The 24,671-nt window shown below is 64.6% G+C and carries 17 protein-coding genes; 10 read left to right on the top strand and 7 right to left on the bottom strand.

The features are described from left to right. Positions 1 to 326: 326 nt before the first annotated feature. The 6 genes from ATC04_RS10905 (at position 327) to ATC04_RS10880 (ending at position 10,221) form a co-directional block, all read left to right on the top strand. Complete coding sequence (locus tag ATC04_RS10905; RefSeq protein ID WP_231735964.1) at positions 327 to 2,483, top strand: helix-turn-helix transcriptional regulator; 2,157 nt, start codon at positions 327 to 329, stop codon at positions 2,481 to 2,483. A gap of 390 nt (positions 2,484 to 2,873) precedes the next feature. Beyond that, entirely contained in the window at positions 2,874 to 3,362 is a 489-nt protein-coding gene (locus ATC04_RS10900) for an adenylyltransferase/cytidyltransferase family protein (protein WP_047120683.1), read from the top strand. An 81-nt stretch (positions 3,363 to 3,443) separates the two neighbouring features. Beyond that, entirely contained in the window at positions 3,444 to 4,595 is a 1,152-nt protein-coding gene (locus tag ATC04_RS10895; protein ID WP_047118893.1) for a DUF1972 domain-containing protein, read from the top strand. A 186-nt stretch (positions 4,596 to 4,781) separates the two neighbouring features. Continuing rightward, positions 4,782 to 5,624 (top strand): CDP-alcohol phosphatidyltransferase family protein, encoded by an 843-nt coding sequence (locus ATC04_RS10890; protein WP_082123868.1) that lies wholly within the window; start codon positions 4,782 to 4,784, stop codon positions 5,622 to 5,624. Continuing rightward, entirely contained in the window at positions 5,621 to 6,385 is a 765-nt protein-coding gene (locus tag ATC04_RS10885; protein WP_047118894.1) for a hypothetical protein, read from the top strand. The genes ATC04_RS10890 and ATC04_RS10885 overlap by 4 nt, the downstream gene beginning before the upstream one ends. Continuing rightward, complete coding sequence (locus ATC04_RS10880; protein WP_052772329.1) at positions 6,382 to 10,221, top strand: LamG domain-containing protein; 3,840 nt, start codon at positions 6,382 to 6,384, stop codon at positions 10,219 to 10,221. The genes ATC04_RS10885 and ATC04_RS10880 overlap by 4 nt, the downstream gene beginning before the upstream one ends. Positions 10,222 to 10,673: 452 nt before the next feature. On the opposite strand, the gene ATC04_RS10875 is transcribed toward ATC04_RS10880, so the two are convergent. Genes ATC04_RS10875 through ATC04_RS10860 form a run of 4 tightly spaced genes read right to left on the bottom strand, consistent with a single transcriptional unit; the run spans position 10,674 to position 15,059 of the window. After that, positions 10,674 to 12,002, bottom strand: coding sequence for an oligosaccharide flippase family protein (locus ATC04_RS10875; RefSeq protein ID WP_047118895.1), 1,329 nt, complete (start codon positions 12,000 to 12,002; stop codon positions 10,674 to 10,676). Between the two features lie 2 nt (positions 12,003 to 12,004). Further along, positions 12,005 to 13,111, bottom strand: a complete 1,107-nt coding sequence (locus tag ATC04_RS10870; protein WP_052772330.1) for a glycosyltransferase family 4 protein — start codon at positions 13,109 to 13,111, stop codon at positions 12,005 to 12,007. Then, positions 13,108 to 14,100, bottom strand: coding sequence for a glycosyltransferase (locus tag ATC04_RS10865; protein ID WP_047118896.1), 993 nt, complete (start codon positions 14,098 to 14,100; stop codon positions 13,108 to 13,110). Before ATC04_RS10865 ends, ATC04_RS10870 begins: the two co-directional genes overlap by 4 nt. Continuing rightward, positions 14,097 to 15,059, bottom strand: coding sequence for a glycosyl transferase (locus ATC04_RS10860; protein ID WP_231735963.1), 963 nt, complete (start codon positions 15,057 to 15,059; stop codon positions 14,097 to 14,099). Before ATC04_RS10860 ends, ATC04_RS10865 begins: the two co-directional genes overlap by 4 nt. Before the next feature lie 127 nt (positions 15,060 to 15,186). Here ATC04_RS10860 and ATC04_RS10855 point away from each other — a divergent pair, with 127 nt between their 5' ends. Next, positions 15,187 to 16,101 carry a glycosyltransferase family 2 protein gene (locus ATC04_RS10855; RefSeq protein ID WP_047118898.1) on the top strand — a complete coding sequence of 305 codons (915 nt, stop codon included), beginning with the start codon at positions 15,187 to 15,189 and terminating at the stop codon, positions 16,099 to 16,101. Here the strand turns inward: ATC04_RS10855 and ATC04_RS10850 are convergent. After that, the gene (locus ATC04_RS10850; RefSeq protein ID WP_082123870.1) at positions 16,098 to 16,670 is read right to left on the bottom strand and encodes a hypothetical protein; all 573 of its coding nucleotides are present in this window, start codon (positions 16,668 to 16,670) and stop codon (positions 16,098 to 16,100) included. The two genes, ATC04_RS10855 and ATC04_RS10850, sit on opposite strands and share 4 nt — an antisense overlap. A 117-nt stretch (positions 16,671 to 16,787) precedes the next feature. Between ATC04_RS10850 and ATC04_RS10845 the strand changes: the two genes are divergently transcribed. Both ATC04_RS10845 and ATC04_RS10840 read left to right on the top strand, forming a co-directional pair. Next, positions 16,788 to 18,224, top strand: coding sequence for a polysaccharide biosynthesis tyrosine autokinase (locus tag ATC04_RS10845; protein ID WP_082123871.1), 1,437 nt, complete (start codon positions 16,788 to 16,790; stop codon positions 18,222 to 18,224). Next, on the top strand, positions 18,202 to 19,476 hold the full coding sequence (locus ATC04_RS10840; RefSeq protein ID WP_052772334.1) for an O-antigen ligase family protein: 1,275 nt from the start codon (positions 18,202 to 18,204) through the stop codon (positions 19,474 to 19,476). The genes ATC04_RS10845 and ATC04_RS10840 overlap by 23 nt, the downstream gene beginning before the upstream one ends. On the opposite strand, the gene ATC04_RS10835 is transcribed toward ATC04_RS10840, so the two are convergent. Both ATC04_RS10835 and ATC04_RS10830 read right to left on the bottom strand, forming a co-directional pair. Beyond that, complete coding sequence (locus tag ATC04_RS10835; RefSeq protein ID WP_047118899.1) at positions 19,439 to 20,614, bottom strand: glycosyltransferase; 1,176 nt, start codon at positions 20,612 to 20,614, stop codon at positions 19,439 to 19,441. The genes ATC04_RS10840 and ATC04_RS10835 overlap by 38 nt on opposite strands. 30 nt (positions 20,615 to 20,644) lie before the next feature. After that, on the bottom strand, positions 20,645 to 23,107 hold the full coding sequence (locus tag ATC04_RS10830; RefSeq protein WP_047118900.1) for a right-handed parallel beta-helix repeat-containing protein: 2,463 nt from the start codon (positions 23,105 to 23,107) through the stop codon (positions 20,645 to 20,647). Between the two features lie 592 nt (positions 23,108 to 23,699). Between ATC04_RS10830 and ATC04_RS10825 the strand changes: the two genes are divergently transcribed. Next, the gene (locus tag ATC04_RS10825; protein WP_060617020.1) at positions 23,700 to 24,659 is read left to right on the top strand and encodes an IS481 family transposase; all 960 of its coding nucleotides are present in this window, start codon (positions 23,700 to 23,702) and stop codon (positions 24,657 to 24,659) included. Positions 24,660 to 24,671: the final 12 nt, after the last annotated feature.

Below are 24,671 nucleotides of genomic sequence, written 5' to 3'. Positions count from 1 at the left end.
TTTGCGCCATGTGGAAAGCATCCGTGGACTCGGGGAATCGGAATTGCGCAGGTCGCAACCCGAATCGGGTTTTCGGGGCCCGGATCCAGTGGCAGGTCAGATCGCAGATGAGGGCATAGGTTTCGTCTCCTACGCGCCCATTTAGTGTGCCAATGAAATATTGTTGGTAGTTAGACGGCGATTTTCAAGGCGCCGGTACATGGGCTCGCACCAGAGGGGAATAATGATCGCTGAATCGACCACTTATTCCAAAATCCCCTCCATCACTAGTTGTGCTTCGCAACAGTATGCGGCACTACGCGGACAAAGACCGCGAGGTGCCGAAAATGCCTGAGCCGATGTTCGCCCTGGGCCAGCCGTCGGACCAGCTTGCGACGTTTTTGGCGACACCAGGCTGCCCGACCGTGCTGATCCTCGGTTCGCCGGGCATGGGGAAATTCGAGCTCCTGACCCAGACCATGCGGATCACTCATCCCGGTGAGCAGCCGGCAATGCTGAAATGCGACCCGGCGGGGATGAATGAACCGCTAGGCGCGCTGGCGGAGCTGCTGCAGCTGTCCAAGGGTGCCTCCATCACCATTCCCCATGCGGCGAGGCTGCTGAGCCTTCACCTGGCGAATGAGACAAGCCGACAGCTGCTGGTGGTGCAGGATGGGCAGTACCTGGATCCCGCCAGCGCTTATGTCCTGATGACCGTGGCTTCGATGCACAAGCTCCAACTGGTGGTGCTCTCAACCCGTCTGGACTGGAATGCTGAAGTCAACGAGGTGCTCTTGTCCGAAGCCCCGGACAACGTCATAGTCCTCGGGCCCCTGGAATTGAACCAGGTGCGGCAACGCGTGTCCCGGCTCGCGCAGCGCGAGGTCACGGTTTCAACTGCACGCCTTGTCCTGCGCCTGTCGGGGGGAATCCCCGCCTTGGTCGAGGCCATCACCCCCGAACTGCTCCGCTGCAGTCCACCTGCGGAAACCGGCCCGTGGGCCGCGCACCTGCTGCGCTGCGAACTGACGGAAAACCTGAGACTGGTGCTGGGCGACCTGATTGGAAGGATGGATCCGGAACTTTCCTCGCTGCTGCAACGCATCGCGACCAGCCCTACGCAGTCCATCGACGTGGACTCCTTGCCGGAGCCGGTCCAGCTGGCGCGGCTGCTGAACAGCGGATATCTGCGCGCGGACCAGGGGAGCATCTCGGCAACTGCCGACGTGCTCATCCAGTTGCTGGCCGAGCGCGAATCCAGCGCCAAGGAGCTCCAGGCACCTGCTGTCGACAATAACCTTCCTGCGGATTCGGGCTCCATCGCCCGGGCCCTGGACCGGGGCAATTACGAGCAGGTGCTCAAGCAGCAAGCCGGCCCGAACCCCGAACCAGGCGCTATGCTCCTGATCCCGGCAGCCCGGGAAATGGTTGGCGACTACCGCCCCGCACCGCTGGGCGACGAGAAACCCGCAAGGCTCCTTGCCTCAATTAATGAATCCTTCTCCGCCATGAACCTTGACGCCGCGGCTGAGTCTGCCCTGCAGCTGAGCCGCTGGTCCACCGGGCATCCCGGGCGCTGGTACCCGCGCTTGCGTTCAACGATTTACGGCCTTTTGGCGCTCATGACCATCGACGGGCCGCCACAAGCCGAAGAATTCCTGGAACGGGTAGTTCGCAGCGCCCCGCCGCTATGGAGCGAACTTAATGGCGCCACGCTGTCGCTTTGTGCCGCCGTCGTGCATAATTCGGCTGGAAATTTCAGGGCCGCCCACAGCGCCGCATGCGAGGCGGCCAGCGAGTTCGCAGGCAACGACTCGCTGGGACTGTATCCGGTTGCAGTTTTCCTCGCCGATTCCCTGAGCAGCCACCACGCAGACGAGGCCCATGACCACGCCGTTAATGCCGACTTGAAGGCGCTCGCCGGCCAGAGCCTCAACGGCGACGTTGCTGGGGTTGCCCACCCGTTGTGGTTCCAGGCACTGTCGGCCGCAATAGCCAACCGCAGGATCCGCCCCAGGGACGAGACGCTCGCGCAACTGCAACTCCTTGAACAGCAAGTGGAATGCCCGTGGAAATGGACTTTGGGTGCAGTGCTTGGCTTCATGAATCCGGAACTTCCCGTCGAATTCGAGGAAGTCAAGGATCTCTATGAACGGGGTCATCGATTCGCCGCGTACCTCTTGGTCAACAATCCGTTCGCGGGTCCCGGCCCGCGGGGCGACATTGCCATGGATCCGCGTGTCGCAGGCGGCCTGCAGCAGATTGAGCGGGACCTGTCGGAAATATCGGGCCTCCGAACTCCCGAACCCCCGGTCGCCCCTGCGGTCTTGACCGCTCGCGAGCGGCAAATCGCCCGACTGGCGCAGCAGGGTGCGAACAACCGGGAAATTGCGGATGAGTTGTATCTTTCCCGCCGGACGGTTGAAGGCCATCTGTACCGTGCATTTCGAAAGCTGGACATCGACACTCGTGACGAGCTCACTCGCATAGTGCTCGATCCCTAATTTTCTTCCCACCTGTTCCGGGTACCCAATAATTACTTGGTTTCGAGTATTCCCAAATTTGGGTATCAGACCTGGCTCTCTCGGGGGCCTGCGCTGACTAGACTGATACAAATTTCATCTGATGATTTATCTACAGATGAATACGTTCTTTGGGGGATTGTTGTTGGGAGTTCGCTGCCGGCAACAAAAAGATCTAAGTAGTAGACGGCGTAGGGGAATCGTTGGCTCGGATAGCAACCGGCTGACCTCGCTTCTTACTACTTGGCACTCGGTTAATACCGGGTGTGAACCCTGCATTAGGACTTTGACTGGTCAAAAGAGCTTCTTGGGGGCTGGCGGAATCGCAAGATGCCGCGGGCAGCGAAGCAGGGGAAGAAGGGGGCGAAACCGATGGGTCGAGCCGGACATGAACCACGGGGGAACAACAAAGGCAGCATTGGCTACGCAGTTGGAGCATTCGATTTGTTCCACATTGGCCACCTGAACCTGATCAAGCAGGCGCGGGAACACTGCGATGAACTCATTATCGGCGTGGTCAGCGACGAAGTGCTGGAGCGCACCAAGGGTGCCCGCCCGGTCATTCCGGAATATGAACGACTGGAAATCGTCAAGAACCTGAGCATTGTCGACCGTGCTGTGCTCGAAACCAACGAAGACCGTCTTGAGACATGGAAAGAGCTAGGCTTCACCGTGTTCTTCAAGGGCGACGATTGGAAGGGCACCGCCAAGGGCCGTGACCTGGAGCGCCGATTCGCCGAAGTCGGTGTGCAGATCCAGTACTTCCCGTACACGGTCCACACCTCCTCAAGTCTGCTGCGCCGCGCGTTGCAGTCCCTGGACAGCGCATCCGCCAAGGAATCGGAGGCAGCTTCGCAATAGGAAGGAAAACGGCTCCCGCCTCTGTACGGTGGGCGCCGGCAAGCGAAAGCAACAGCCGAAAGCGGAGATGAGGGGGAACTCATGCGGATAGCAATGATGGGTACGCGCGGGGTACCGGCGACCTATGGAGGATTTGAAACGGCCATCGAAGAGGTCGGAAAGCGGCTGGTTGAGCGCGGCCATGAAGTTGTGGTCTACTGCCGCGACACCAGTGCGAAAGTCGAGCGGCAGGAGAGCTACCTCGGCATGGAACTGGTGCACCTTCCCGCCTTGCATACCAAGTCGCTGGAAACGCTGACCCATTCAGGGCTGTCGGCCGTTCACCTGGCGGCGCATCGGACCGACGCGGCGCTGGTATTCAACGCGGCGAATGCCGTCTGGCTTCCGATTTTGAAGGCGGCTCGCATCCCGGCGGCCACGCACGTGGACGGCCTTGAATGGAAACGCGCCAAATGGGGCGGCGTCGGAAAGCGCTACTACCGGATCTGCGAGAGCCTGGCGGTGAAGTGGTCCAAGGCGTTGATCTCCGATGCCCAGGGCATCGCCGACTACTACACCGAGAAGTTCTCCGCGGAGTCGTACCTGATTGCCTACGGCGCCCCGGACTGCCGTGCAGTGGGCCACCGCAGGCTTGCAGCCGTGGATCTCAAGCCACGGGGCTACCACCTGGTGGTGGCACGGTTCGAGCCTGAAAACCACGTGGAGATGATCGTGGAGGGCCACCGGCGCTCCGGCAGCACCATGCCGCTGGTGGTTGTGGGGTCCAGCCCTTATGCGGATGAATACACCGCACGGGTGAAAGCCCAGGCCTCGGAATCGGTGCGTTTCCTCGGTGGCGTCTGGGACCAGGAGCTGCTCAACGAGCTGTATGCCAATGCCTACGTGTACTGGCACGGCCATTCGGTCGGCGGCACCAACCCCTCGCTGCTGCGCGCGCTCGGCTCGGGCACGGCGGTGGCAGGGTTCGATGTGTCCTTCAACCGGGAAGTTGCCGGGGCCGCGGGCAGGTTCTTCACCGATGCTGGCCACGCCGCAGAACTTTTCACCGAGCTGGAGCAGGATCCGGTGCAGCTGCACCGGCTGCGCAAGGCCACCGAAGCCGAAGCTGCACGCTATGACTGGGAGCTTGTCACCGACGGATACGAACAGCTGTGCCGGGACCTGGTGGAAGATCCGCGCCAGACGCGCCGGCAGCAGGAAAATGCCGAGGTCAAGCACATTCGCGCGGCCTAGCGGTGCGTACCGTGCATACGGTCTAACTACTTGAATTTTCGAGTATGCCTACTGCGGGTTTACTCGTGCCAAAAGATTCTGGAATACCTAAGGTAGGGGATACTCCACACAGAAATCCGTGCCACCGCCCAGTGCAGGCACGGATTCTGCGACGGAGCAAAGTCACATTGGGGGAGTGTGCAACATATGGGGAATATTGAGCGCGGTGCGCCGGCAAATGCCCGGCCCGACGCCCAGAACTACGCGGACGCGGATCGCTCGCCGAGCGCATCCGGTTCCAGCTATGCGGCCCAGGTGGCTGCGGGATGGCGCGAACTGTCTCAGGCTCAAAAGGGCGCTTCGAAGAGCGCACCAGCCTACTCACGTTATGTCAACCGCAAAATAGGCCGGCTCTTCGCCGCCCTTGCGGTGCCGCTGGGCGTCAGCCCGAACCAGATCACCATGCTCAGCGCGCTGTTCACCACCGCCGGCATCCTGCTGATCGCGCTGGTGCCAGTAGGCCTCGGCGCGGGCATTGCCGCAGCGGTGCTGCTGGCGGTGGGCTACGCACTGGATTCATCGGACGGCCAGGTCGCGCGGCTGCAGCGCAGCGGCTCGCTGGCCGGCGAATGGCTCGACCACTGCGTGGACGCCGTCAAGACCAGTGCCTTGCCGCTGGCCGTCGCGGTCGGCTTGTACCGCGCGCAGATCGAGCCGCAGTGGTATCTGCTGGTCCCGCTGGCTGCCTGCGTGATCGGTGCCTCCACCTTCTTCTTGATGATCCTGACCGAGCAGTTCAGGCTGCGGCTGGGCGTCAAGGGAGTGAGCGCGGAAAACGGCGCGAAGCCGAGCATTCTCCGCGCACTGCTGGTGCTGCCCATGGATTACGGCGTGATGTGCTGGGTGTTTGTGCTGTGGGGGATTCCGCAGCTCTTCCTGCCGGTCTACGCGCTGATCACCCTTGGCGCCGCGGGCTTCCTGGTGCTGGCGATGCGCAAGTGGTTCAAGGAAATCACCGCGCTGGTCCGTGAGCCCAAGGACGCGTCATGAGCGCCCGGCCGGTTCGCCGCAGGATTTCGCGGCTTGCCGCCGCCGTGCTGGTGGCAGGCGCCTTGGGCTTCTGCGCCTCGTGCACCACCGGCACTGGCACCGACGCCGGAGCGGCGACAAGCCAGGAATCCGCAGGGACGGATACGCACTCTGCGGCGCCCACCGGATCCCCGGCCACGAGCTCCGGCGCGCCGGTGGAACCCTCCGAGCAGGCTACCTCCCCGGAGGTCAAGGCGGTTCAGGGCTCCCAAGGCGTGGAGAATTCCTACGGAGTCAGCGAAGCACCGCGCTCCTCGGAACCGGATGCCACCTCGCAGGCCAAATTGGCGCAGCAGCCGCAGAAGCAGCACAAGACCGCCAAGCTGGGCGCCGAGGTGCAAGTAGTTCCCGATGTGGTGGTGGAGCTGGGCAAGATCCGTGCGGTCACGGCCGAAGCGAGCCTGCCCGGGGAAATCGGCGGCCCTGCAATCCAGGTTCCCGTCAGCATCACCAACAACACGGATGCCGACATCCTGACCCGGGACGTGGTGACCGACATCTTCTTCGGCAAGGACCAGCTGCCCGGCATTCCGCTGATCAGCGCGGAGAATGACCAATTTCCGGTGAACCTGGCCCCCGGGGCCACGGCAACCGCAACCTATGTCGTGGTGCTTCCGGACAACGCCGGCACCACCGTTCGCGTCACGGTGAACTACCGTGCCGCCGATCCACTCGCAGTTTTCGAGGGCACCTGGCCCGGCGCAGCAGGAGTAAAGAAATGAGCATAAACATCCCGGAACCGCTGGGGGCGGTCCGGAACGGGCGCAGCATGGGGCGCGCCCTGCTGGCATTCATGGCCAGCCTGGCCATGGTGATTGCCTTGGGACTGGTGTACGCGCCGCGCGCGGCCGCAGACACCAGCCCGGCCAATCCGGCCGACCCGGCGACTCCTGCCACGGTCAGCGCCGACGCGCTGCCCACGGTGCAGATCGACGGGGTGGTCTGGCAGCAGGCGATCTACGGCAACACCGTCTACGCGGTCGGCAGCTTCACCACCGCGCGCCCTGCCGGTGCCGCACCGGGCACGCAGACCGTGGCGCGGAACAACATCCTCGCCTACGACCTGACCACCGGTGCCTTGAAAACCGCGTTCAATGCGAACCTCAACGGGCAGGCGAAGTCCATCGCCATCGCCCCGGACGGCTCGCGCATCTACGTGGGCGGCGCCTTCACCACCGTCAACGGGCAGGCCCGCCGCTACGTGGCGGCGCTGAATCCCACCACCGGCGCGCTGATCACCTCTTGGGCCCCGAACGTGGGCTCGCGGGTGTACGCGTTGGCCGCCACGGCGGACAAGGTCTACATGGGCGGCTGGTTCAACAACGTCGGGTCGGCCCAGCGCACCAAGCTGGCAGCCGTTTCCGCCTCCAACGCGGCGCTGCTGCCGTGGAACCCGGTGCTCACCGACGGCGGCGACGTGATGGCCATGGAGCTGAACGCCGACGGCAGCAGGATCGTGGTGGGCGGCAACTTCAAGTCGGTGAACGGCTCCACCAACCCCGGCTGGGGTATGGCGATGCTGAGCACCGACGGGGTGGGGCAGCTGCTGCCCTTCGCCACCAACTCCCTGGTCCGCAACGCCGGCACCAAGGCGGCCATGCTGGACTTCGACACCCAGGGCGGCACGCTCTACGGCACGGGCTACCACTTCGGCGGCCCGGAGGGCAACTTCGAGGGCACCTTCGCCACCGACTGGAACACCGGCAACACCACCTGGCTGGAAGACTGCCACGGCGACACCTACGGCGTCTATGGCGGGGCCACAGCGGTCTACACCGTGAGCCATGCGCACTACTGCGGCAATATCGGCGGCTTTCCGCAGACCGAGCCGTGGAGCTTCCACCATGCGCTGGCCTTCGGCACCAAGCCCACCGGCACCATCACCGCTGACCCGTACGGCTACTTCAACTACGCGGGCACCAAGCGCCCATCGCTGCTGGCCTGGTACCCGGACTTCTCCGTGGGCACCTTCACCGGCCAGTCGCAGGCCGCCTGGTCGGTGACCGGCACCAACGACTATGTCGTCATGGGCGGCGAGTTCCCGAGCGTCAACGGAACCAGGCAGCAGGGGCTGGTGCGTTTCGCCGTCAGCTCCAAGGCGCCGAACAAGCGCGGTCCGGTAGCGGACGGCGCGGCGTTGAACCCCACGGTGACCTCCTACGCCAAGGGCATGGCCAGCATCTCCTGGCCGGTGACCTGGGACATGGACAACCAGAACCTCACCTATGAGGTGTACCGGGACGGCAACCTGGCCACCCCGATCCATACCGCGACCCGCGCTTCCTCGTTCTGGCAGCTGGGCACCATGACCTATCGGGACTTGGGACTGGAGCCCGGCTCCACGCACACCTACCGGGTGTTCGTCAAGGACCCGATGGGCAACATCTCCCGCTCGGAATCGGTGAGCGTGAAGATCTCGAGCACCGGAACCATCAGCGGCTACGTCTCGAAGGTCTGGCAGGACGGGGCCCAGAACTACTGGCGCCTCGGGCAGCCCGGCGGGAACACCTCGGAGAACTGGGCCGGCGGCGCGCCGCTGAACCTGGCTTCCGGCACCACCAGCGGCCAGAGCGGGGCCCTGCCCACTGACAGCGACACCGCCACCGGCTTCAACGGATCCAGCAGCGGCACCTCCGCCTCCGGCGAAGCCGTGCAGGGCCCTGACGAGTTCACCGTGGAAGCCTGGGTCAAGACCTCCAGCACCCGCGGGGGCAAGATCATCGGCTTCGGCAACGCGGCCGCCGGAAGCTCCAGCTCCTACGACCGGCATGTCTACATGGCAGGCAACGGGCAGATCTACTTCGGCGTGTACCCCGGCCAAGTGCGGACGGTGAACACCGCCACCGCCTACAACGACAACAAGTGGCACCACGTCGCGGCCTCCATGGGCCCGGCGGGCATGAAGCTGTACGTCGACGGGCAGCTGCAGGGCGAACGCTCCGACACCACCACCGGCCAGGGCTATGCAGGCTACTGGCGGGTCGGGGGCGACAACCTCAGCGGCTGGCCTGGACGCGGGTCCAGCGACTACCTCAACGGCACCATCGACGAGGTCGCCACCTACGACAAGGCGCTGAGCGCCGCGCAGGTCTCCGCCCACGCGGCCCTGGGCACCGGGACCGCACCCAACCAGGCGCCGACCGCCGCCTTCAGCAGCACCATCGACCAGCTGGATGTGAGCGTCGACGCGGCGGGATCCTCGGATCCCGACGGCGGCATCACAGATTACCGGTGGGACTTCGGCGACGGCACCCCGGTGGTTTCCGGCGCCTCGGCTACCGCGAGCCACAGCTACGCGAAGGCCGGAACCTACACGGTGTCCCTGCGGGTCAGCGATGCGGACGGCGCCACCGACACGGCGACCAAGTCGGTCACCGTCACCGCCAACCAGGCTCCGATGGCCGCGTTCACCGCGAGCACCCAGAACCTGCGCCTGGCGGTGAACGCCTCCGGCTCCTCTGATCCGGACGGCAGCATCACCTCCTACCTGTGGGACTTCGGCGACGGCACGGCGCCGGTGGAGCGCACCACCGCTTCCACCACGCATGACTACGCCGCCGGCGGGGACTACACCGTGTCGCTGACGGTGACCGACAACAACGGTGCGGTGAACGTGCTCACCAAGCAGGTCACCGTGGCCGCCGCTCCGCAGAACGCCAAGCCGGTGCCGGTGTTCACCACCGCCACCGACGCCTTGAAGCTCAGCGTGGACGGCGCCGGCTCCAGCGACCCGGATGGAACCATCACCGGGTACTCCTGGAACTTCGGCGACGGCACGGCTCCGGTCAGCGGCACCGCGAAGACTGCCACCCACACCTACGCCAAGGCGGGAACCTACTCGGTCACCCTGACGGTGACCGACAACGAGCAGGCCACCGCCAGCAGCACCCAGGAGGTTGTGGTCCAGGCGCCGGCCGGCGCCGGGGTGCTGGCAAGGGATGCATTCAATCGCACCCTGGTCACCGGCTGGGGTGGTGCGGACCAGGGCGGCGACTGGCTGCTGAACAGCTACTCCACCTCGCGGGCCTCGGTCGGCGGCGGCGCGGGCAAGTTCAGCGTCCCGGCCGGACGCACCGTCCGCGCGGACCTGCCGGCGGTGTCCACCACTGACACCGTCACCACGGTGAAGCTGTCCATCGACAAGAACCAGAATGCCGGCGGCATCTACGGTTCGGTGGTTGGACGCGCGGTTCCCACGGTCGGCGACTACCAGGTGAAGTACTACCGGTCGCTGTCCGGAGGCATGCAGCTGTTCCTGCAGCGGGTCCAGGGCGGTGAAAACCAGCTGGCGGTGGTGACGCTGTCGTCCATCGGATTCACCGCCGGGGACGAGCTGAACATCAAGCTCAATGTCTCCGGAACGGCACCGACCACCTTGTCGGCCAAGGCCTGGAAGCAGGGGACCGCGGAGCCTGCCGCCTGGCAGGTCACGGCCACCGACTCCACCGCGGCCATGCAGACCCCGGGCGGCGTGGCGGTGACGAACTACCTGTCCGGATCCACCACGAACGGCCCGATCCAGGTCTCGTACCTGGATGTGGCGGTGGATTCCGAATAATCCGCTCCGGCGGATTGCCGGGGACATGGCACGCAGCCGCGGGCTTCAGCGACAATGCTGAAGCCCGCGGCTGCGTGCTTAGCCAGGTTTTCGCGGCGCCTATCGGGTCCGGCGCGTTTCGGATGCTGTAAGGAAACCGCCGCCCGCCGTGTCACGGCACGCTGCGCCGCCAGGTGAACGAAGCATGGCGGAGTCAGAGACCGGGGCACAGGCAGGGTCACAGGTTGAATCAGGAGCCAGGAGGCAGGGCAACGGACGTCGCGTGGCACCGGAGATTTGACTGCTGCTCTGTACACCGTAGCGACGGGGAAGAAAGGCATGGCTCCATCGCTGGATGGGAACCGGTTCGGAGGCTGCGCGGCTCAGATGTCCGAGCCGACGCCCGCGGGCACCCGATCAGGCAATGCATAGGTACTGATACATTTCAGGAAGACAGCACCGCCGGAAAGGGCTCAGCTCGCCGGGGGAGCGGCGACCGGTGCGGTCGCCTGCTGCGCCCTCCGGCGCAGGTCCCGGCGCACGTAGAAGAAGTTCGGGATCACCTGGCAGGCGAAGACCGCGATACATGAACCGATGACGGTGCCGGCCGGACCCCAGATGCCGATCAGGTAGATGGACAGGCCTAGGCTGAGCGGCACCATGCAGAAAATCGGAAGCACCTGGAAACGCAGGCCGTTGAAATCCGTCATGTACATGCCCATGGGATATTTCGCCGCCTGCAGGGTGGTCAGCAGCACGAAGGCCAGCAGCAGGCCGAGGGACAGCGTGATTTTTCCGCTGGACATGAACTGGGCGAGCCACGGAGCGAGCACTGCCAAGACCGCGGAAATGACCAGTCCGAAGCCGAGGAACACCACGGTGATCCTGAACGGCGAATGGATGACTCCGTCGCTGCGGGCCTTGGAGAAGTGGGGCCACAGCACCATGCCGCCGGCATTGATGACCTGGATGGCCATGCCGAACAGCTGGGCGGCGAGGTTGTACTCCGCCACGTCATCGGTGCCGCGCAGGTGGCTGAGCAGGATGCGGTCGGTCTGCATGGCCAGCGGCAGGGCAATCATCTGCAGCAGCATGGGCCAGGCAAGGCCCATGGTGGGCACACCCGGGTAGCGGCGGACCATGAAGATCCGGCGGAAGTACACCGGCACCATGCCCGGCAGGCTGCAGGCCACCATGGCCAGGCAGATCAGCGAGACCAGCACCGAAGCCAGGTAGGAGAAGAGCGCGAGATATGGCCCGGCGGGAAGCGCCAGGATCACGCACAACGCCACCATGCCGAGCATGAAGGGCGCGACCACCGCCTGGCTCGTGGTCTGGCTGGTGGTGCGCTTCAGTCCGATGAGCAGCCGCTGGGCAATGCCCAGCGGAAGGGCCAGCCCGAACACCACGGCGCACAGGGTGGCGGCGATTTCCCCCTCGATCCCGAGGACCGATCCGCCGAGGATCAGCGGCCAGGTCCCGGTGAGGAAAAACAGCACGCCGGCCGCGGCGATGCATAGCCCGGAGATCACCAGGATGCGCAGCGCCGAGACTACCGAGGCGGTGACATTCTCGTCCTCGACAGGATCTTTGGCCGCCGAAATCGCGTTGATGACCACCGCCCCGACACCGAGATCCGCAAAGGGAATCAACGCCGGCAACGTGGCCAGCAGCCCGTACTGGGCGTAGGCGTCCACGCCGAAGTTGGAGATGATCAACCGGCCGGTGATGATTGCCAGCAGGCCGCCCATGCCCATGATCAGGAGCTTGGCCAGCGCGGTGCTGCCCATGATGCGCCACATGCTCAGCCCTCCCGATGCATCCAGAGGTCTGCCGCATGCCGCCCGTCAACCTCGGGCAATACCGCAGGGGTTTCGAGCTGCGCTGCCGCTTGGGCCAGCGCGGTGCTGAGCTTTGATGCCAATTCAACATCCAAATCTCGATGATCGATGACCGTGTGGCCGTTCTCGTCCAGCCAGCTGGCCAGGCCCGTTTCGTCGGTGGTGACCACATGGCAGCCGTGCGCCAGCGCCTCCACAATGGGCAGACCCACCTGTTCGCGCCAGCGCGGGGTCCTGCGCGAGGGAAGGACCAGCACATGGCTTCGGCGCAGGTTCTCATGGATGAGTTGGCGCGGCGGGTCGAGGTGGATCTCCACGCGTTCATCCGCGGCCGCGAGCTCCTGGACCTGGGCGGTCAACTGCCCCTTGCCGATCAGCACCATGCGCGCCTCGGGAAGCTCATCCCTGACCGTTGGCCAGGCCGCCAGCACGGCGTCCAATCCCTTGCGCGGGCTGAAATCCCCGATGAACACCAGAGTTGGCACCCCGGCGCGCGGCAGTTCTTCGCAATGGCAGGTTGCCGGCAGGGCCGGGATCAGCTCTTGCTTGATGTCGCTGCCGGGTGACAGCAGGGTCCGGTAGAGCTGTTCGGCCCCGGGCGTTCCGTAGCACAACCGGTCCAAGCGGCTCGCGAGCGACCGGGACAGGCGGCGGTCAATTTGGATGCGGAGTTTCGATTTCCAGGTGGCTGCCGGCCGCGAGAAGGGGTCGAGGTTTTCCAGCGCGTAGCTGACCACCTTCGTCTTGCGTCCCGGGTTCAGCCGCACCGCCAGGGCGGCCAGCAGGCTGCCGGCCAGGCCTTCGCGCATCAGCGGCTCGTTGACCTCCAGGAAGCTGACCCGGGCACGCAGCAGCAGCCATGCGGTCTGCCAGATGGATGATTGGTAGGCCTTGACCCGGCTGGCCAGCTGGGCATCGAAATCGTAGCGCCGCTGCCGGTAGAGGTAGACGGCCGGCGCGAACTCGGTGGCGCGTTCAAGATGGGCGGTGCGGATGGTCTGGTAGATCTTGACCCGTCCGCCGCAGGCGTTGATGGCGTCCAGTACCTCGTGGCTCCTGCGGCGGCTCACCGCGCATGCTCCAAGACCGCAGGACGATGGACCTTCCGGATCGACTTCTTGCCGCGCCCGTACTCCTGGTAGGCGTAGCCGCAGGCGCCGACCAGCTGTCCCGCGCCGCGGTAGACGGTCCGGGCGCCACGGGCTTGCCTGGGTAAATCGGAGGCCAGCTTGCCGGCAAGGCTGCGCATGGTGCCGAATGCCATGCGCGCCAGGCCCCCGGCCAGGAATACCGCGCGGCTGCGCAGGTGGCCGGGGCTGCGGTCCAGGAACTGCGCGACTAGTGCTTCGCTGCTGCCAACCCTGAAACTGCGCTGGCGAACCCAGCGCTTGGTGGCGCGATCTGCCGGCACCGGATCCACGGCCTTAGCCTCGTTGCACCACAGGATTCGGCCGCCGCAGGCGACCAGCTGCCGGGTCAGCAGGGAATCCTCACCGCCGATGTGTCCCAATTCAAGGCTGAAGCGCAGGTTGTGTCGGCGCAGGAAATCCATGTCCAGCAGGAGATTGTTGCTGGCCGCCGCCGGGACCGCGCTGCCGGTGGCGCGTTCGGGACGGTTGAAATACCGTCCCGCCGCCACCCACGGCTCGGCCGTTGCCGGAAGCTCGGGCAAAACATGCCCGCTGACCGCCTGGCAGCGTTCCTTGAGCCAGAGTGACAGCAGCAGTTCGAGCCAGCGCGGCTGGGGAATGATGTCGTCATCCACGAACAACAGGAGCCTGTCGGCGGCGGACTCGTCCAAGGCCCGGTTGCGCGCCGAGGAGATTCCCGGCCTGGGCTCATGGTGGTAGGTGATGCGCGCCGGATCTAGGCCGACAATGTCCTGGGCTTCGGGCTGCTCTGCGTTGTCGATGACACGGATGTGAACCCGGAGCATGGACGACAGGTCTTCGGGCAATCCCTTGATCTGTTCAAGCAGTGCATGGATGGTCAAGGGAAGCCGGTCGGGACGGTGGTAGGTCAGCACCGCAATGGCGGCATCGAGCCGGACCCCGCTCATGCCGGGACTCCCGGAATGGACGCGCCGATACGGTGCAGCGCCTGCTCGTAGGCCCGCACGTGCGCCCGGCCGGTGTGCTCCCAGCCGCGGCTCGACAAGTCCGGCGCCTGGGCCGGGGGATTCTGCTCAACGGCATCCACCGCGCGTTGCAGATCCTCGGTGGTCAGTTCGCCGGAGAACAGGTGCACCCATCCCGGTCCGACTTCGCGGGCCAGCTCCCTGTTGATCTCGTTGTCGGGGATCAGCACGGGCCGCTGCAGCGACAGCGCCGCCAGGGTTCCGCCGGAATTGTGCATCAGCTTGTACGGAAGCACCACAAGCTGCGCCTCGCGGATTTCGCGGGCGAAATCTTCCTCGGACTGGAATGCCAAGCTCAAATGGATGCGCTGGTCGTCCCCGCAGAGCCTGCGGATCTCGCCGCTGATCGATTGGGAGCTCGGATTGCCGGCGACATGCAGGGACAGCCCGGGGCCGCGCAGTGCGCGGAAGGCGGTGATCAAGGATTCAACACCCTTGTAGCGGCGTACCAGCCCGGTGAAGGCGATACGCCCGGGGACCGTTTGCGGTGCGGGGAACCGGCTGAACCAGTCGATGTAGTGGCCGTGCGGGATCAGCCGCACCGCGCTGCCCGGCGGGCAGGGCGTATGACGATTCAGACGGATCCGCACCGCGGTCTGGTTCTCAAAGATATCCAGGATCCGGTGCTGCAGGCGTCCCAGTCCGCTGGGCCGCTCCAGGTTGTGCACCGTGCGGACAATCGGGATGCGCTTGGCCTTCAGCCGGGCCAGGAAAGCCAGGGTGAGCAGCTGGCGCGCCAATGATTTCAACGACGAACTGCCGGAGCCCAAGTTCTCTGGCCAATGCACATGGTAGACGTCGAAAGTGCCGGTCAGCGCCGTCTTCCAAGTGAAGTTCTGGACTTCAACGTCAGGCTGGGCGCGCAGCGTCTCGGCGAGCATGACTAGATAAGGATTTGTCGTGGTGCGATTGGGCGGAAAGCCCTGCAAGACGATCATGATTCCCCCCACAGAATCGATCTCAAGTAATGTAACTCACGATAGCGTAAATATCGTAAGGCTTCAGGATATGTCCAAGAAAAAGTCCATTTGGTGTGTCGTGCTCGTGGTGAATTACGGTTCCCATGAACTGATTGCACGGAATTTCAGCACCCTCCCGCGGCGGGAAGACGGCGTGGCCATGGTGGTGGTGGACAACTTCAGCACCGAGGCCGAGCGGCGCGAGATCCGCGCACTGTGCGAGGAACGCGGCTGGGATCTAGTCACCAGCGGGATCAATCTGGGATTCGGTACCGGGGTCAACGTCGGGGTCGATTATGCACTGGACCTTGATCCGGAAACCATCGTCTTGCTGAACCCGGATGCGGTGATCGATGCCTCCGGGCTGAGGCAATTGGCCGATGCGGTGCGCGAGGATGAACAGCGGCTGGTCTGCCCGCGCATCGAGGACACTGCCGGCAAGGTCTTTTTCGCCGGCGCCCTGCTGGACATGCAGACCGGCGGAACCTTGGGCGCCTCCTCGCCGAAGCGCAGGGCCGACGGAGTCTACCGGGAGTGGCTGACCGGAGCGTGCCTGGCCTTCGCCCCGTCGCTATGGCGCAAGCTCGGGGGATTCTCCGACGACTATTTCCTGTACTGGGAAGATGTCGACTTCTCGTTCCGCGCGGTGCACGCCGGGGCGGAACTCCACTACGCGCCGCACATCCTGGTGGTCCATGACGAAGGCGGAACCCAGCAAGCCGGCGGACAACGGGCCAAATCCGAGGTGTACTACTACTACAACATCCGCAACCGGATGCTGTTCGCTCGCATCTGGTTGACCGGCGCGGAACAAAGCCGCTGGATCCGCGGATCCCTGCGGGCTTCATGGGACGTCATATTGCGTGGCGGACGACGACAGCTGCTTGGATCCCTTGCCCCGTGGCGGGCGCTGGTTCGCGGGCTGTATGACGGACTGCGGGATGTCCGGGGCCCGAAACGCTAGGATTGCCCGACCAGGTCCTTGGCATGCTGCTCCACCTGGCGCAGGACCCGCTCGTGGGCCGTATAGCCAAGCCCGTGTCCGTCGGCGATGCGCCCCGGCCCAAGGCGGCCGCGCCAGCGTCCGCGTGGATTCTGCAGTTCGGGAACCGGGACCAGTCCGCGCAGGTCATTGAGGACTTCTGGCAGCTGCCGGACCCACTGGGGGCCGGAGAGCATGCCCCGCGCCTTGGCTTCGACAGCCAAGGCGGAAGCTTCCACGAGCGTGTAGGTGCGGTGCCTGGCGCTGGGGCACAGTGCCGAGACCATGGCGCTGTGCTCGGGCTCCATGGTCAGTATGAGATCGGAACCCATGACCAGCTCTTCGCTGACGGGGCGGGAAAGATGCTCTGCCGGTGCGGCTGTCCCGAGCAGCCGCCCGGCGACTTGGCACAATTCGTATCCTGGCCTGGTCTGCACGCCAGCGCTGGCGATGTGCACCCCGGGATCTTCGCTCAGCGCATTGGCCAGCAGGGTCTGCGCAAAGGGCGAGCGGCAGACGTTCGCCTGGCACAGCACCAGCATTTGAAACATGTGAACATCCCTCGAAATATTTGATCGACACGTGGAGATATTCTTCCCCTCGGTGCCACACTAGCGGATGTTCGCGGTAGCATCGGGGCAAGACATCTGAAATTGGGGGACGATGCAATGGAATTGCCGCAGTACCTTTTGGCGCTTAGACGCCATTGGATTCTGATCTTGGTCTTGGCAGTGCTGGGGGGCGCGCTGGGCTACGGATACGGAAAAATATCACCGCCTACATACACGGCAGGCTCCAGCGTGTTCGTGTCGGCAAGCTCGGGGGAGAACACCAGCGAACTGGTTCAGGGAAGCAACTTCACCCAGAACCTGATGCAGTCCTATGCCCAGCTGGCAACGATGCCGGTGGTGCTGGACCCGGTAATCCAGAAGCTCGGATTGGACGACACCGCCACGTCGCTGGCCAAACGCATTGACGTGGACACGCCGTTGAACACGGTGCTCATCAACATCAAGGCGTCCGCGGGGGATGCCAGCGCCTCGGCGGACCTGGCCAACGCAGTGGCCGACGAACTGACGGTGCAGGTCCAGGGCCTTGCCCCAAAGCAGGCTTCGGGACAGCCGGCCATCGACATGAAGCCGGTGGCCAAGGCCGCGCCGCCGCAATTCCCGAGCGCTCCGAACACCAAGCTGCTGGCCGCCAGCGGACTGGGCGCCGGACTGCTGCTCGGTATTCTCTACGCACTGCTGCGCTCACTGATCGATACCCGGGTGCGCACCGACCAGGATCTCCAGCGGCTCACCCCTTACCCGACGCTGGGCCAGGTGCCGCGCCGGGACAAGAAGGGCACCGGAGTGGTCATGCGTACCGCTCCGCACGACACGGTGTCAGAGGCCTACCGCCGGCTTGCCGCGAACCTCGAATTCCTCAGCCCTGATAATCCGGTCCGGTCGGTTGCCGTGACCTCTGCGCTGCCTGCCGAAGGCAAGAGTACGCTGACGTTGAACCTGGCCGTGGCACTGGCCGAAACACGCAAGCGCGTGCTGGTGATCGACGCGGATCTGCGCCGCCCCACCGTGGCCACGGTCTGCGGCATCGACGGGCAGTTCGGGCTGACCACGGTGCTCAGCGGCAACGCCCGCCTGGACGCGGCAATCGTCCAGTGGGGCCCGATCCACGTCATGCCTGCGGGGCGCACCGCGCCGAACCCGGCCGAGCTGCTCAGCAGCATGGCCATGGCGGAGATTCTCGCGGCCAGCGCCGGAAACTTCGATTTTGTCCTGGTGGATTCGGCCCCGCTGCTGCCGGTGTCCGACACGCTGGCGCTGGTGCGCCACGTGGACGGCACGCTGCTGGTCACGCGGGCGGGTTCCACCAAGGTACGCCACCTGCGTACCGCGCTGAACGCGTTGGAAGGCGTCAAGGCCACCATCTGCGGCATCGTGCTGAACCGCGTGCGCGTCGGGGTCCGGGCCGAGCACTACAGCTACAACGACACGTCCGCAGCCAAGGGCCGCCGGGTCAAGCCGGTGGGCAACCCGCGCCGCATGCAGCTGCCCGAGGCTCCAGAGCGCGACGTCCATGACTCAGCGGCACATCACTAAGGACGGCCTGCGGGTCGCCCGGTGGGATGAAGGGTATCCGGGACGCCAGATCACCGGCGCGCTGATGCTGTTCAGCGTCCTGCTGCTGGGCAACCGGGAGATCCTGGACTACAACGCGACCATCGGGTACCTGTTCGCCGCGGCGCTGCTGCCGTTGTGGATCATGGAATTCAGGCGCTACCGCGCAGGGAACTGGTTCGCCGCCGGCGCGGTGGTCTGCGTGATCAGCGGATTATGGCTGGCCGCCTTCAGCTCGCAAAGCCATGAAGTGGTGGCTTCCACGCTGCTTGGCGCGCTGGCGCTGTTCCTGGGATTCGTTGTCACCGTGATGGTGCTGCTGTGGGCGCGTCGGATCTTCCCGGTGTGGGTGCTCGGCCTCGTCTACGGCCTGGGCATGCTCAGCAGCATCTCCACCGGGGGACTGGCTGCCGGGAATTTCTGGAAATACGCGCTGGCGACGCCGTTGACAGTCATCGGATTGTCCTTGGCCGCCGGCATCCTGGCACGCAGCCGCGCCGCCGGGCGCCTGGCTGACCTGCTCATGCTGGCGGTATTCGCCGCCATGTCACTGCTGAATGACTCGCGCTCGATGTTCGGAACCCTGCTCATCGTTGCCGCGCTGGTGGGATGGCAGGTGCTGCCGCGCGGGCGCAGCGTGCGCAACAGCATGGTGCGTTCCTTCGCGGCGCTGGGGCTGGTGGTTGTCGCCCTGTACAACGTGGGAACGTCCATGGCTCTGGAGGGCATGCTGGGCGAGGCGGCCGCCGAGCGTTCGGCCATGCAGCTTCAGATGTCAGGCTCCCTGCTGCTGGGCGGACGTCCCGAGCTGATGGCCACCTTGAGCCTGATGGCGAACCAGCCCATGGGCTACGGGCTGGGGGTTGATCCGCAGCTGAGCGACATCATGGTCGCCAAGCAGGGCATGGCAAGCATCGGCTACAACCCTGACAACGGCTACGTTGAACGATTCATGTTCGGGCACCAGTTCGAGCTGCATTCCACCGCGGCTGACCTGTGGGTGACCATGGGGATCCCCGGTTTGGTGTTCGCCCTGGCCTTGGGCGCTGGGTGCGTGCTGTGGATCCTGCACGCGGTCGCCGCGCGGGAAGCCAGTGCGCTGGTGCTGTTCCTGGCCGTGTACTCCCTGTGGAACCTGATGTTCAGCCCGTTCTATTCGGCGGTGCCCACGCTCGGCCTGGCGGTGGGCCTGATGTTCAGCTTGCGCTCGGAACGGGAGCCGAGCCGGGAATGATTCCCTGTACCTGGTCCGCGAAGGAGCTGCCATAGGTTTGCGGGTCGTAGCGCCGGGCGGCTTCCTGGCGGTCCGCGGCGGAACGGCGGCGGAATTCCTCCCAGTTGCCGATGATGGAGCTGATCCCGTCGGCCAGGGCCGCGGCGTCATCCGGGTCCACCAGCACTGCGCTGTCCAGCCCGCGCACCGCCTCCGGCAATCCTCCGATGCGGGAAACCACGACAGGACGGTGCGCCAGCACCGCTTCCACCGCGGTATTCCCGAAGGGCTCGTCCACGGTGGACGGGACGATGGCGATGTCGCAGGCCGCGTAGTGCGGCCAGACCGGGTTGTCGAAGCCCAGGAAATTGACCCGTGACGGGTCGGGGAGCGCTGCGGCCTGCTCACGAAGCTTTTGTTCAAACCATTCGTAGCCTTCGAACACCGCACCGAGTAGGTCCAACTGGATGTCCAGCCCTTGTTCCTGCAGCAACTTCAGCGCATCCAGCGCCACATGGGCGCCCTTGCGTTCGGACAGGCGGCCGACGAAAAGCACCCGTACAGGTCCGTCCAAGGCTGGGCGCGGCGCTGCGGCGGACTCCGGGCCCGGGACTCCGTTGTAGATGACGGTGGATTTGCCCTTGAGCCATGGGGCGACCTGGGTGAGCGATTCGGTGCTGTAGTCGCTGTTGAGCACCACTTTGCGGCACAGGGTGCCGGGCAGGGCCAAGGCCAACCGGAGTACGCGGGGCGCATTGCGCTCGGACTCATGGACATGCAGCAGCACCGGAATACGCCGGAGTTTTGCCGTGAGGATCCATAGCGGGATCGTCGCGGTATTGACCACCACGGCGGCGGGCCGGTGCCGGCCCAGCAGCTTGTAGCCCTGGGCCAGCGCCTGCGCGCTGTCTTTCACGAAACGGGCGAAAGCCCGCGGGCGCAGCAGCGACTTGCGCAGCACCGGCACGTCCATGAGATCGACCTGAGCGCCGGCCGCTTCCAGCACCGGAGCCAGCGGCCCGGTTTTCGGAAGGGTTGCGACAACACGAAAGCCCCGGGCTGCCAGGCCGGCCACGCTCTCAATGAGAACGCGGTCCGATCCGTACAGCTCGGGGCTGGGGTGTGCAACGAGGATGGTGCCTGGCTCTTGATGGTTCATAGAACCATCATGGCACGTCTCACACGCCGATTAGTGTTGGCCGACCACCTTGGTGCCGGTGGCGCTGCCGACAGCCTTGGCAACGTCCGCAGGCAGTGGCACGGCTACGCTGGCAGCCTTGGCGCGGTCAGCAGTCATGCCGGACAGGGTCTGGGCGGTGCTGGTCTGGTTGTTCTTCCAGGTCGAGTCCTTGGCCTTGGCCAGGGCCGCTGGGGTTTCGTAGCGGCTGAGCTGCTTGTTGTCGCTGCCGCCCCACGCGACCATGGTGGCCGTGGAGGTGCCCTGGCGGGCGGTGAACAGGTTGCCCTTGATGTCGACGTTCATCTTGTCCACCGGAATGTTGGTGGCCTTGTCCAGCGCGTAGAACTGGAAGGAACCCGACTTGTCGAAGACGTTGTTGGAGACCTCGATGTTGCGGGTCAGCCATGGGGTGGTGTTGTCAGGGAACGGCTGGCGTGGATCTTGGCCGGCGAACTTCTTGTTGTTCTGTCGGCGCTCATCCTGGGAGAGCTGCAGGCCCATCAGCGAGTTGCCGCCCAGGTCGTTGTTGTAGATCTTGACGTTGCCGGTGTCGAAGATCAGGATGCCGGTCTTGTTGTTCAGCGCTTCGTTGTTGGCGATGATGCCCTTTTCGGACAGCTCGGCCTCGATGCCTGCATCGGTGTTGTTGTTCGCCTGAACGTTGGTCACGGTGAAGTTGTACACCGACTCGTCCAGCCACAGGCCCATGCCGTCGTTCTTGTTCACCTCGACGTTGTCCACGGTGATGCCGCGGGAACGGGTGATCTTCATGCCGCCGGAGACCGGCTGGGACTTGAAGTGCTCGATATTGTTGCCCGAGGCGACAATGTCGGTGAACTTCGAGTTGTAGGCCGCGTTGACCGCGATGCCCAGCATGCCGTTGCCGGTGGAGGTCACGTTGTCCACGACGGAGTTGTTGTTCTGGATGGCCAGACCGGTCATGGCGTTGTTCTGGATGTGCATGTTGCGCACGGTGGCGCCCACGTTCTGCATCTGCAGGGCTGCGCGTTCGCCGTCGTAGGCGGTGGCGTAGCCGCGGATGCCGAAGCCCTGCACGGTGACGTTCTCGCCGATTACGGTCAGGGCCTGGCCCAGCGCGCTGGCGGTCACGGTCTTGCCGGTCGGGTCGGTGCCCATGACCAAGCGGTCGGTGGCGTAGTCCACGGCGAAGGTGCCTGGGACAACCTTCGAGGCGGAGGAAACCTGCTTCTGCGGAGCGCCGTTGATGAACAGCATGTCCGGGTGGGCGGCCATCGAGTACTTCGAATCAACGAAACGCGAGTTGTTGGCGACGCCGAGCAGCTTGTTGGAGAAGGACGGGGTCCAGCCGGCCGAGGCCCAGGTGCTGCCGGACTTCTTCCAGTTGGTGACCTTCTTGGTGCCATCCATCCAGACCTTTTCGCCCGGGTAATTCTGGATGGTCAGCTTGTCCTTGCCCATGGGAACCTTGGCGCTCTGGTGGTAGGTGCCGGCGCGCAGCACGATGGTCTGGCCATCGGCGGCGGCATCAATGGCCTTCTGCAGCGAGGTGTATGGTTTCGACTTGGTGCCCGATTGCGCACCCGAGGAAGACGGGGCAACGTAGATGGCGTTGGACGGGACGGCGTAGGAAGCCGAGCCGACGGTCGCGGTGCCGCGCTTCGGGTTGGTGACCGGAGCAACCGGATCAACCGGCTTGGTTGGCGGAGTCGGGGGAGTAGTGGCGGTCGCGGTGGCCTTGGCCAGCTTCAGGTTGTCGACCGAGATGTTGGTCTTGCTGGTGTGCTTGGCCGAAGCATAGGTCCAGAAACCGAAGTTGCCGGCCTTGGCCAGGCGCGAGCTGCTGCTGTCGGACTTCTTCAGCTGCCATCCCGGGGCGGACTGGCCGACAACCCAGGCGCGCATCGACAGGTCGACCGTGGTGGTGCCGGTGGCCTTGAACTCCACACGCACGGCCTGGTTGGCTTTGACCTTGAATGGAAGGGTGTACGAGCCCAGACCGGCTTCCTTGCCGGCGTTGACGCGGGAGATGTCGAGCTTGGCGGTTCCTCCGGAGCCCACGATCAGGCGGCCGCGGTAGACCGAGCCATCGGCCTGGCGGCGGGTTTCCAGTCCGGTGTAGGTGTTGGCTCCGGTGCCCGGCAGGCTGGAGAAGGAGAAATCGCCCGAAGCAGTCCCATCGGCGGCGCTGACGTTCTTCAGGGTGGCAACGGCGGACTTCTTGGCGGTCATGCCGGAAATCTTAGCCTTGCCGCTGGCAACGGACATGGCTACGCCGCTGGAGCTCCAGGAGCTGTAGGCGCCGCCGGAAGTGGCGGAACCCCAGCCCTTGGCTACGGTGCGGGTGAAGCTATCCGAGGCAGTGGCCTGGGCTGCAGATGCATCAGGAGCGGAGTAGGTCAGTCCAGCGCCCACGAGGGCGGCGGCAGCGGCAATGGCGGTGAGCTTGTTCAGTGCGCGTGGCTTTGAAGCGATGGCTTTCGAGGCAGACAAAAAGTCTTCTCCTTGTACAGGGGATGGGGACTCGTGGCCTCATAAACGGGTCCGACAACAATTTGGGGGATTTGTCGGTATTCAGCAAAAGCCACTATTCGAAGCTAACAAGAATAAAAAGCTCAAGCTGCCCTCAATTTACGCTCAGGTATTCTTTAATAGATAACGTTTTAGTAACGAATACCTAGCCGGGCGTGGTTGAAGAAGTTTGCATGTCCTATGAAATCCACGCCTGTTTGCCTTGAAATTCACTTGCTTTGTGTCGATCGTCACTCGTGTTCGTGCGCAACATTGCAAGTAAATAGTGGTCCGAGTCGCAGTTTCCGTGACGATTACGCGACACGCCCTGGTCATTTCTAGCTTTGGCATTGGGGGTACCTTGGAAATTTTTGGGGGCCAGCGGGCGGTTGGCGAGTGGGCGATGAGCCCCGACACAATGGGCCACTGTCGAGTGACAGGATTGCATGTTTCGTGAGCTAGGTGTAATACCCACATAGGTTAAGAACACACGGCGTGGCAAAGTGACAAAGAGAAGACCCCTGAGTGAAGTGGTGTTTGCGACAACATTCACGACAACCCAGAGGTCTTCTCCATGTCCCATCCTAACGCCACCCTCACGCCCAAAGGCCGCACCCTGCTCGCCCACTGCATAGTCGAGCACGGCTGGTCCCTGCGCCGCGCCGCTGAACGCTTCCAAGTCTCCACCGGCACCGCCAACCGCTGGGCCACCCGCTACCGCGAGCACGGCGCAGCAGGCATGCACGACCGCTCCAGCCAGCCACACACCAGCCCGCACCGCACCTGCACCCGCACCGAACGACGGATCATCGCCCTGCGCGTGAACCGCCGCTGGGGACCGGCCCGCATCGGCTACCACCTGGGCATCCACCCTTCCACCGTGCACAAGGTCCTCTCCCGGTACGGGTGCTCCCGCCTGTCCTTCCAGGACCGGGCTACCGGCCGGTGCATCCGCCGCTACGAGCACAAGGCGCCCGGAGACATGATCCACGTGGACATCAAGAAACTCGGGCGGATCCCCGACGGCGGCGGCCACCAAGCACTGGGCCGGGCGGCCGGGAAGCGGAACAAAACCCGGACCGCCGCCAACCGGAGGCCCGGCTACGCCTACCTGCACAACGCGGTGGATGACCACTCGCGCCTGGCCTATACCGAAATCCTGACCGATGAGAAGAAGGAAACCGCGGCCGGGTTCTGGGAACGGGCCAACGCCTACTTCGCCTCGCTGGGCATCACGGTGCGTCAGGTGCTCACCGATAACGGGGCGTGTTACCGGTCCCACGTGTTCAGGGACGCGCTGGGGGCAGCGGTGAAGCACCGGCGCACGCGCCCGTATCGGCCGCAGACCAACGGGAAGGTGGAGCGGTTCAACCGGACGATGCTGGAGGAATGGGCGTATGCCAGGCCGTACCGCACGGAGGCCGAGCGGGTTGCCGCGTTCCAGGGGTGGTTAGACTATTACAACTACCGTCGAGGACATACTGCACTGAAGGGTCTGGCGCCGGCTGATCGTGTTCTCAACCTCCGTGGGTAATACAGCTAGGCC

The organism is Arthrobacter sp. YC-RL1 (genome assembly GCF_001454985.1).
GTDB lineage: Bacteria > Actinomycetota > Actinomycetes > Actinomycetales > Micrococcaceae > Glutamicibacter > Glutamicibacter soli.
This window is presented reverse-complemented; position numbering and strand designations above follow the sequence as displayed.

Bases quoted from the DNA above. Each gene is read 5' to 3' on its own strand.
- ATC04_RS10895 (WP_047118893.1), top strand. From the start codon at position 3,444: ATGCGGATAGCAATGATGGGTACGCGCGGGGTACCGGCGACCTATGGA.
- ATC04_RS10905 (WP_231735964.1), top strand. From the start codon at position 327: ATGCCTGAGCCGATGTTCGCCCTGGGCCAGCCGTCGGACCAGCTTGCG.
- ATC04_RS10835 (WP_047118899.1), bottom strand. From the start codon at position 20,614: ATGAACCATCAAGAGCCAGGCACCATCCTCGTTGCACACCCCAGCCCC.
- ATC04_RS10900 (WP_047120683.1), top strand. From the start codon at position 2,874: ATGGGTCGAGCCGGACATGAACCACGGGGGAACAACAAAGGCAGCATT.
- ATC04_RS10850 (WP_082123870.1), bottom strand. From the start codon at position 16,670: ATGTTTCAAATGCTGGTGCTGTGCCAGGCGAACGTCTGCCGCTCGCCC.
- ATC04_RS10890 (WP_082123868.1), top strand. From the start codon at position 4,782: ATGGGGAATATTGAGCGCGGTGCGCCGGCAAATGCCCGGCCCGACGCC.
- ATC04_RS10865 (WP_047118896.1), bottom strand. From the start codon at position 14,100: ATGAGCGGGGTCCGGCTCGATGCCGCCATTGCGGTGCTGACCTACCAC.
- ATC04_RS10845 (WP_082123871.1), top strand. From the start codon at position 16,788: ATGGAATTGCCGCAGTACCTTTTGGCGCTTAGACGCCATTGGATTCTG.
- ATC04_RS10875 (WP_047118895.1), bottom strand. From the start codon at position 12,002: ATGTGGCGCATCATGGGCAGCACCGCGCTGGCCAAGCTCCTGATCATG.
- ATC04_RS10860 (WP_231735963.1), bottom strand. From the start codon at position 15,059: ATGCTCGCCGAGACGCTGCGCGCCCAGCCTGACGTTGAAGTCCAGAAC.
- ATC04_RS10880 (WP_052772329.1), top strand. From the start codon at position 6,382: ATGAGCATAAACATCCCGGAACCGCTGGGGGCGGTCCGGAACGGGCGC.
- ATC04_RS10885 (WP_047118894.1), top strand. From the start codon at position 5,621: ATGAGCGCCCGGCCGGTTCGCCGCAGGATTTCGCGGCTTGCCGCCGCC.
- ATC04_RS10840 (WP_052772334.1), top strand. From the start codon at position 18,202: ATGACTCAGCGGCACATCACTAAGGACGGCCTGCGGGTCGCCCGGTGG.
- ATC04_RS10855 (WP_047118898.1), top strand. From the start codon at position 15,187: ATGTCCAAGAAAAAGTCCATTTGGTGTGTCGTGCTCGTGGTGAATTAC.
- ATC04_RS10825 (WP_060617020.1), top strand. From the start codon at position 23,700: ATGTCCCATCCTAACGCCACCCTCACGCCCAAAGGCCGCACCCTGCTC.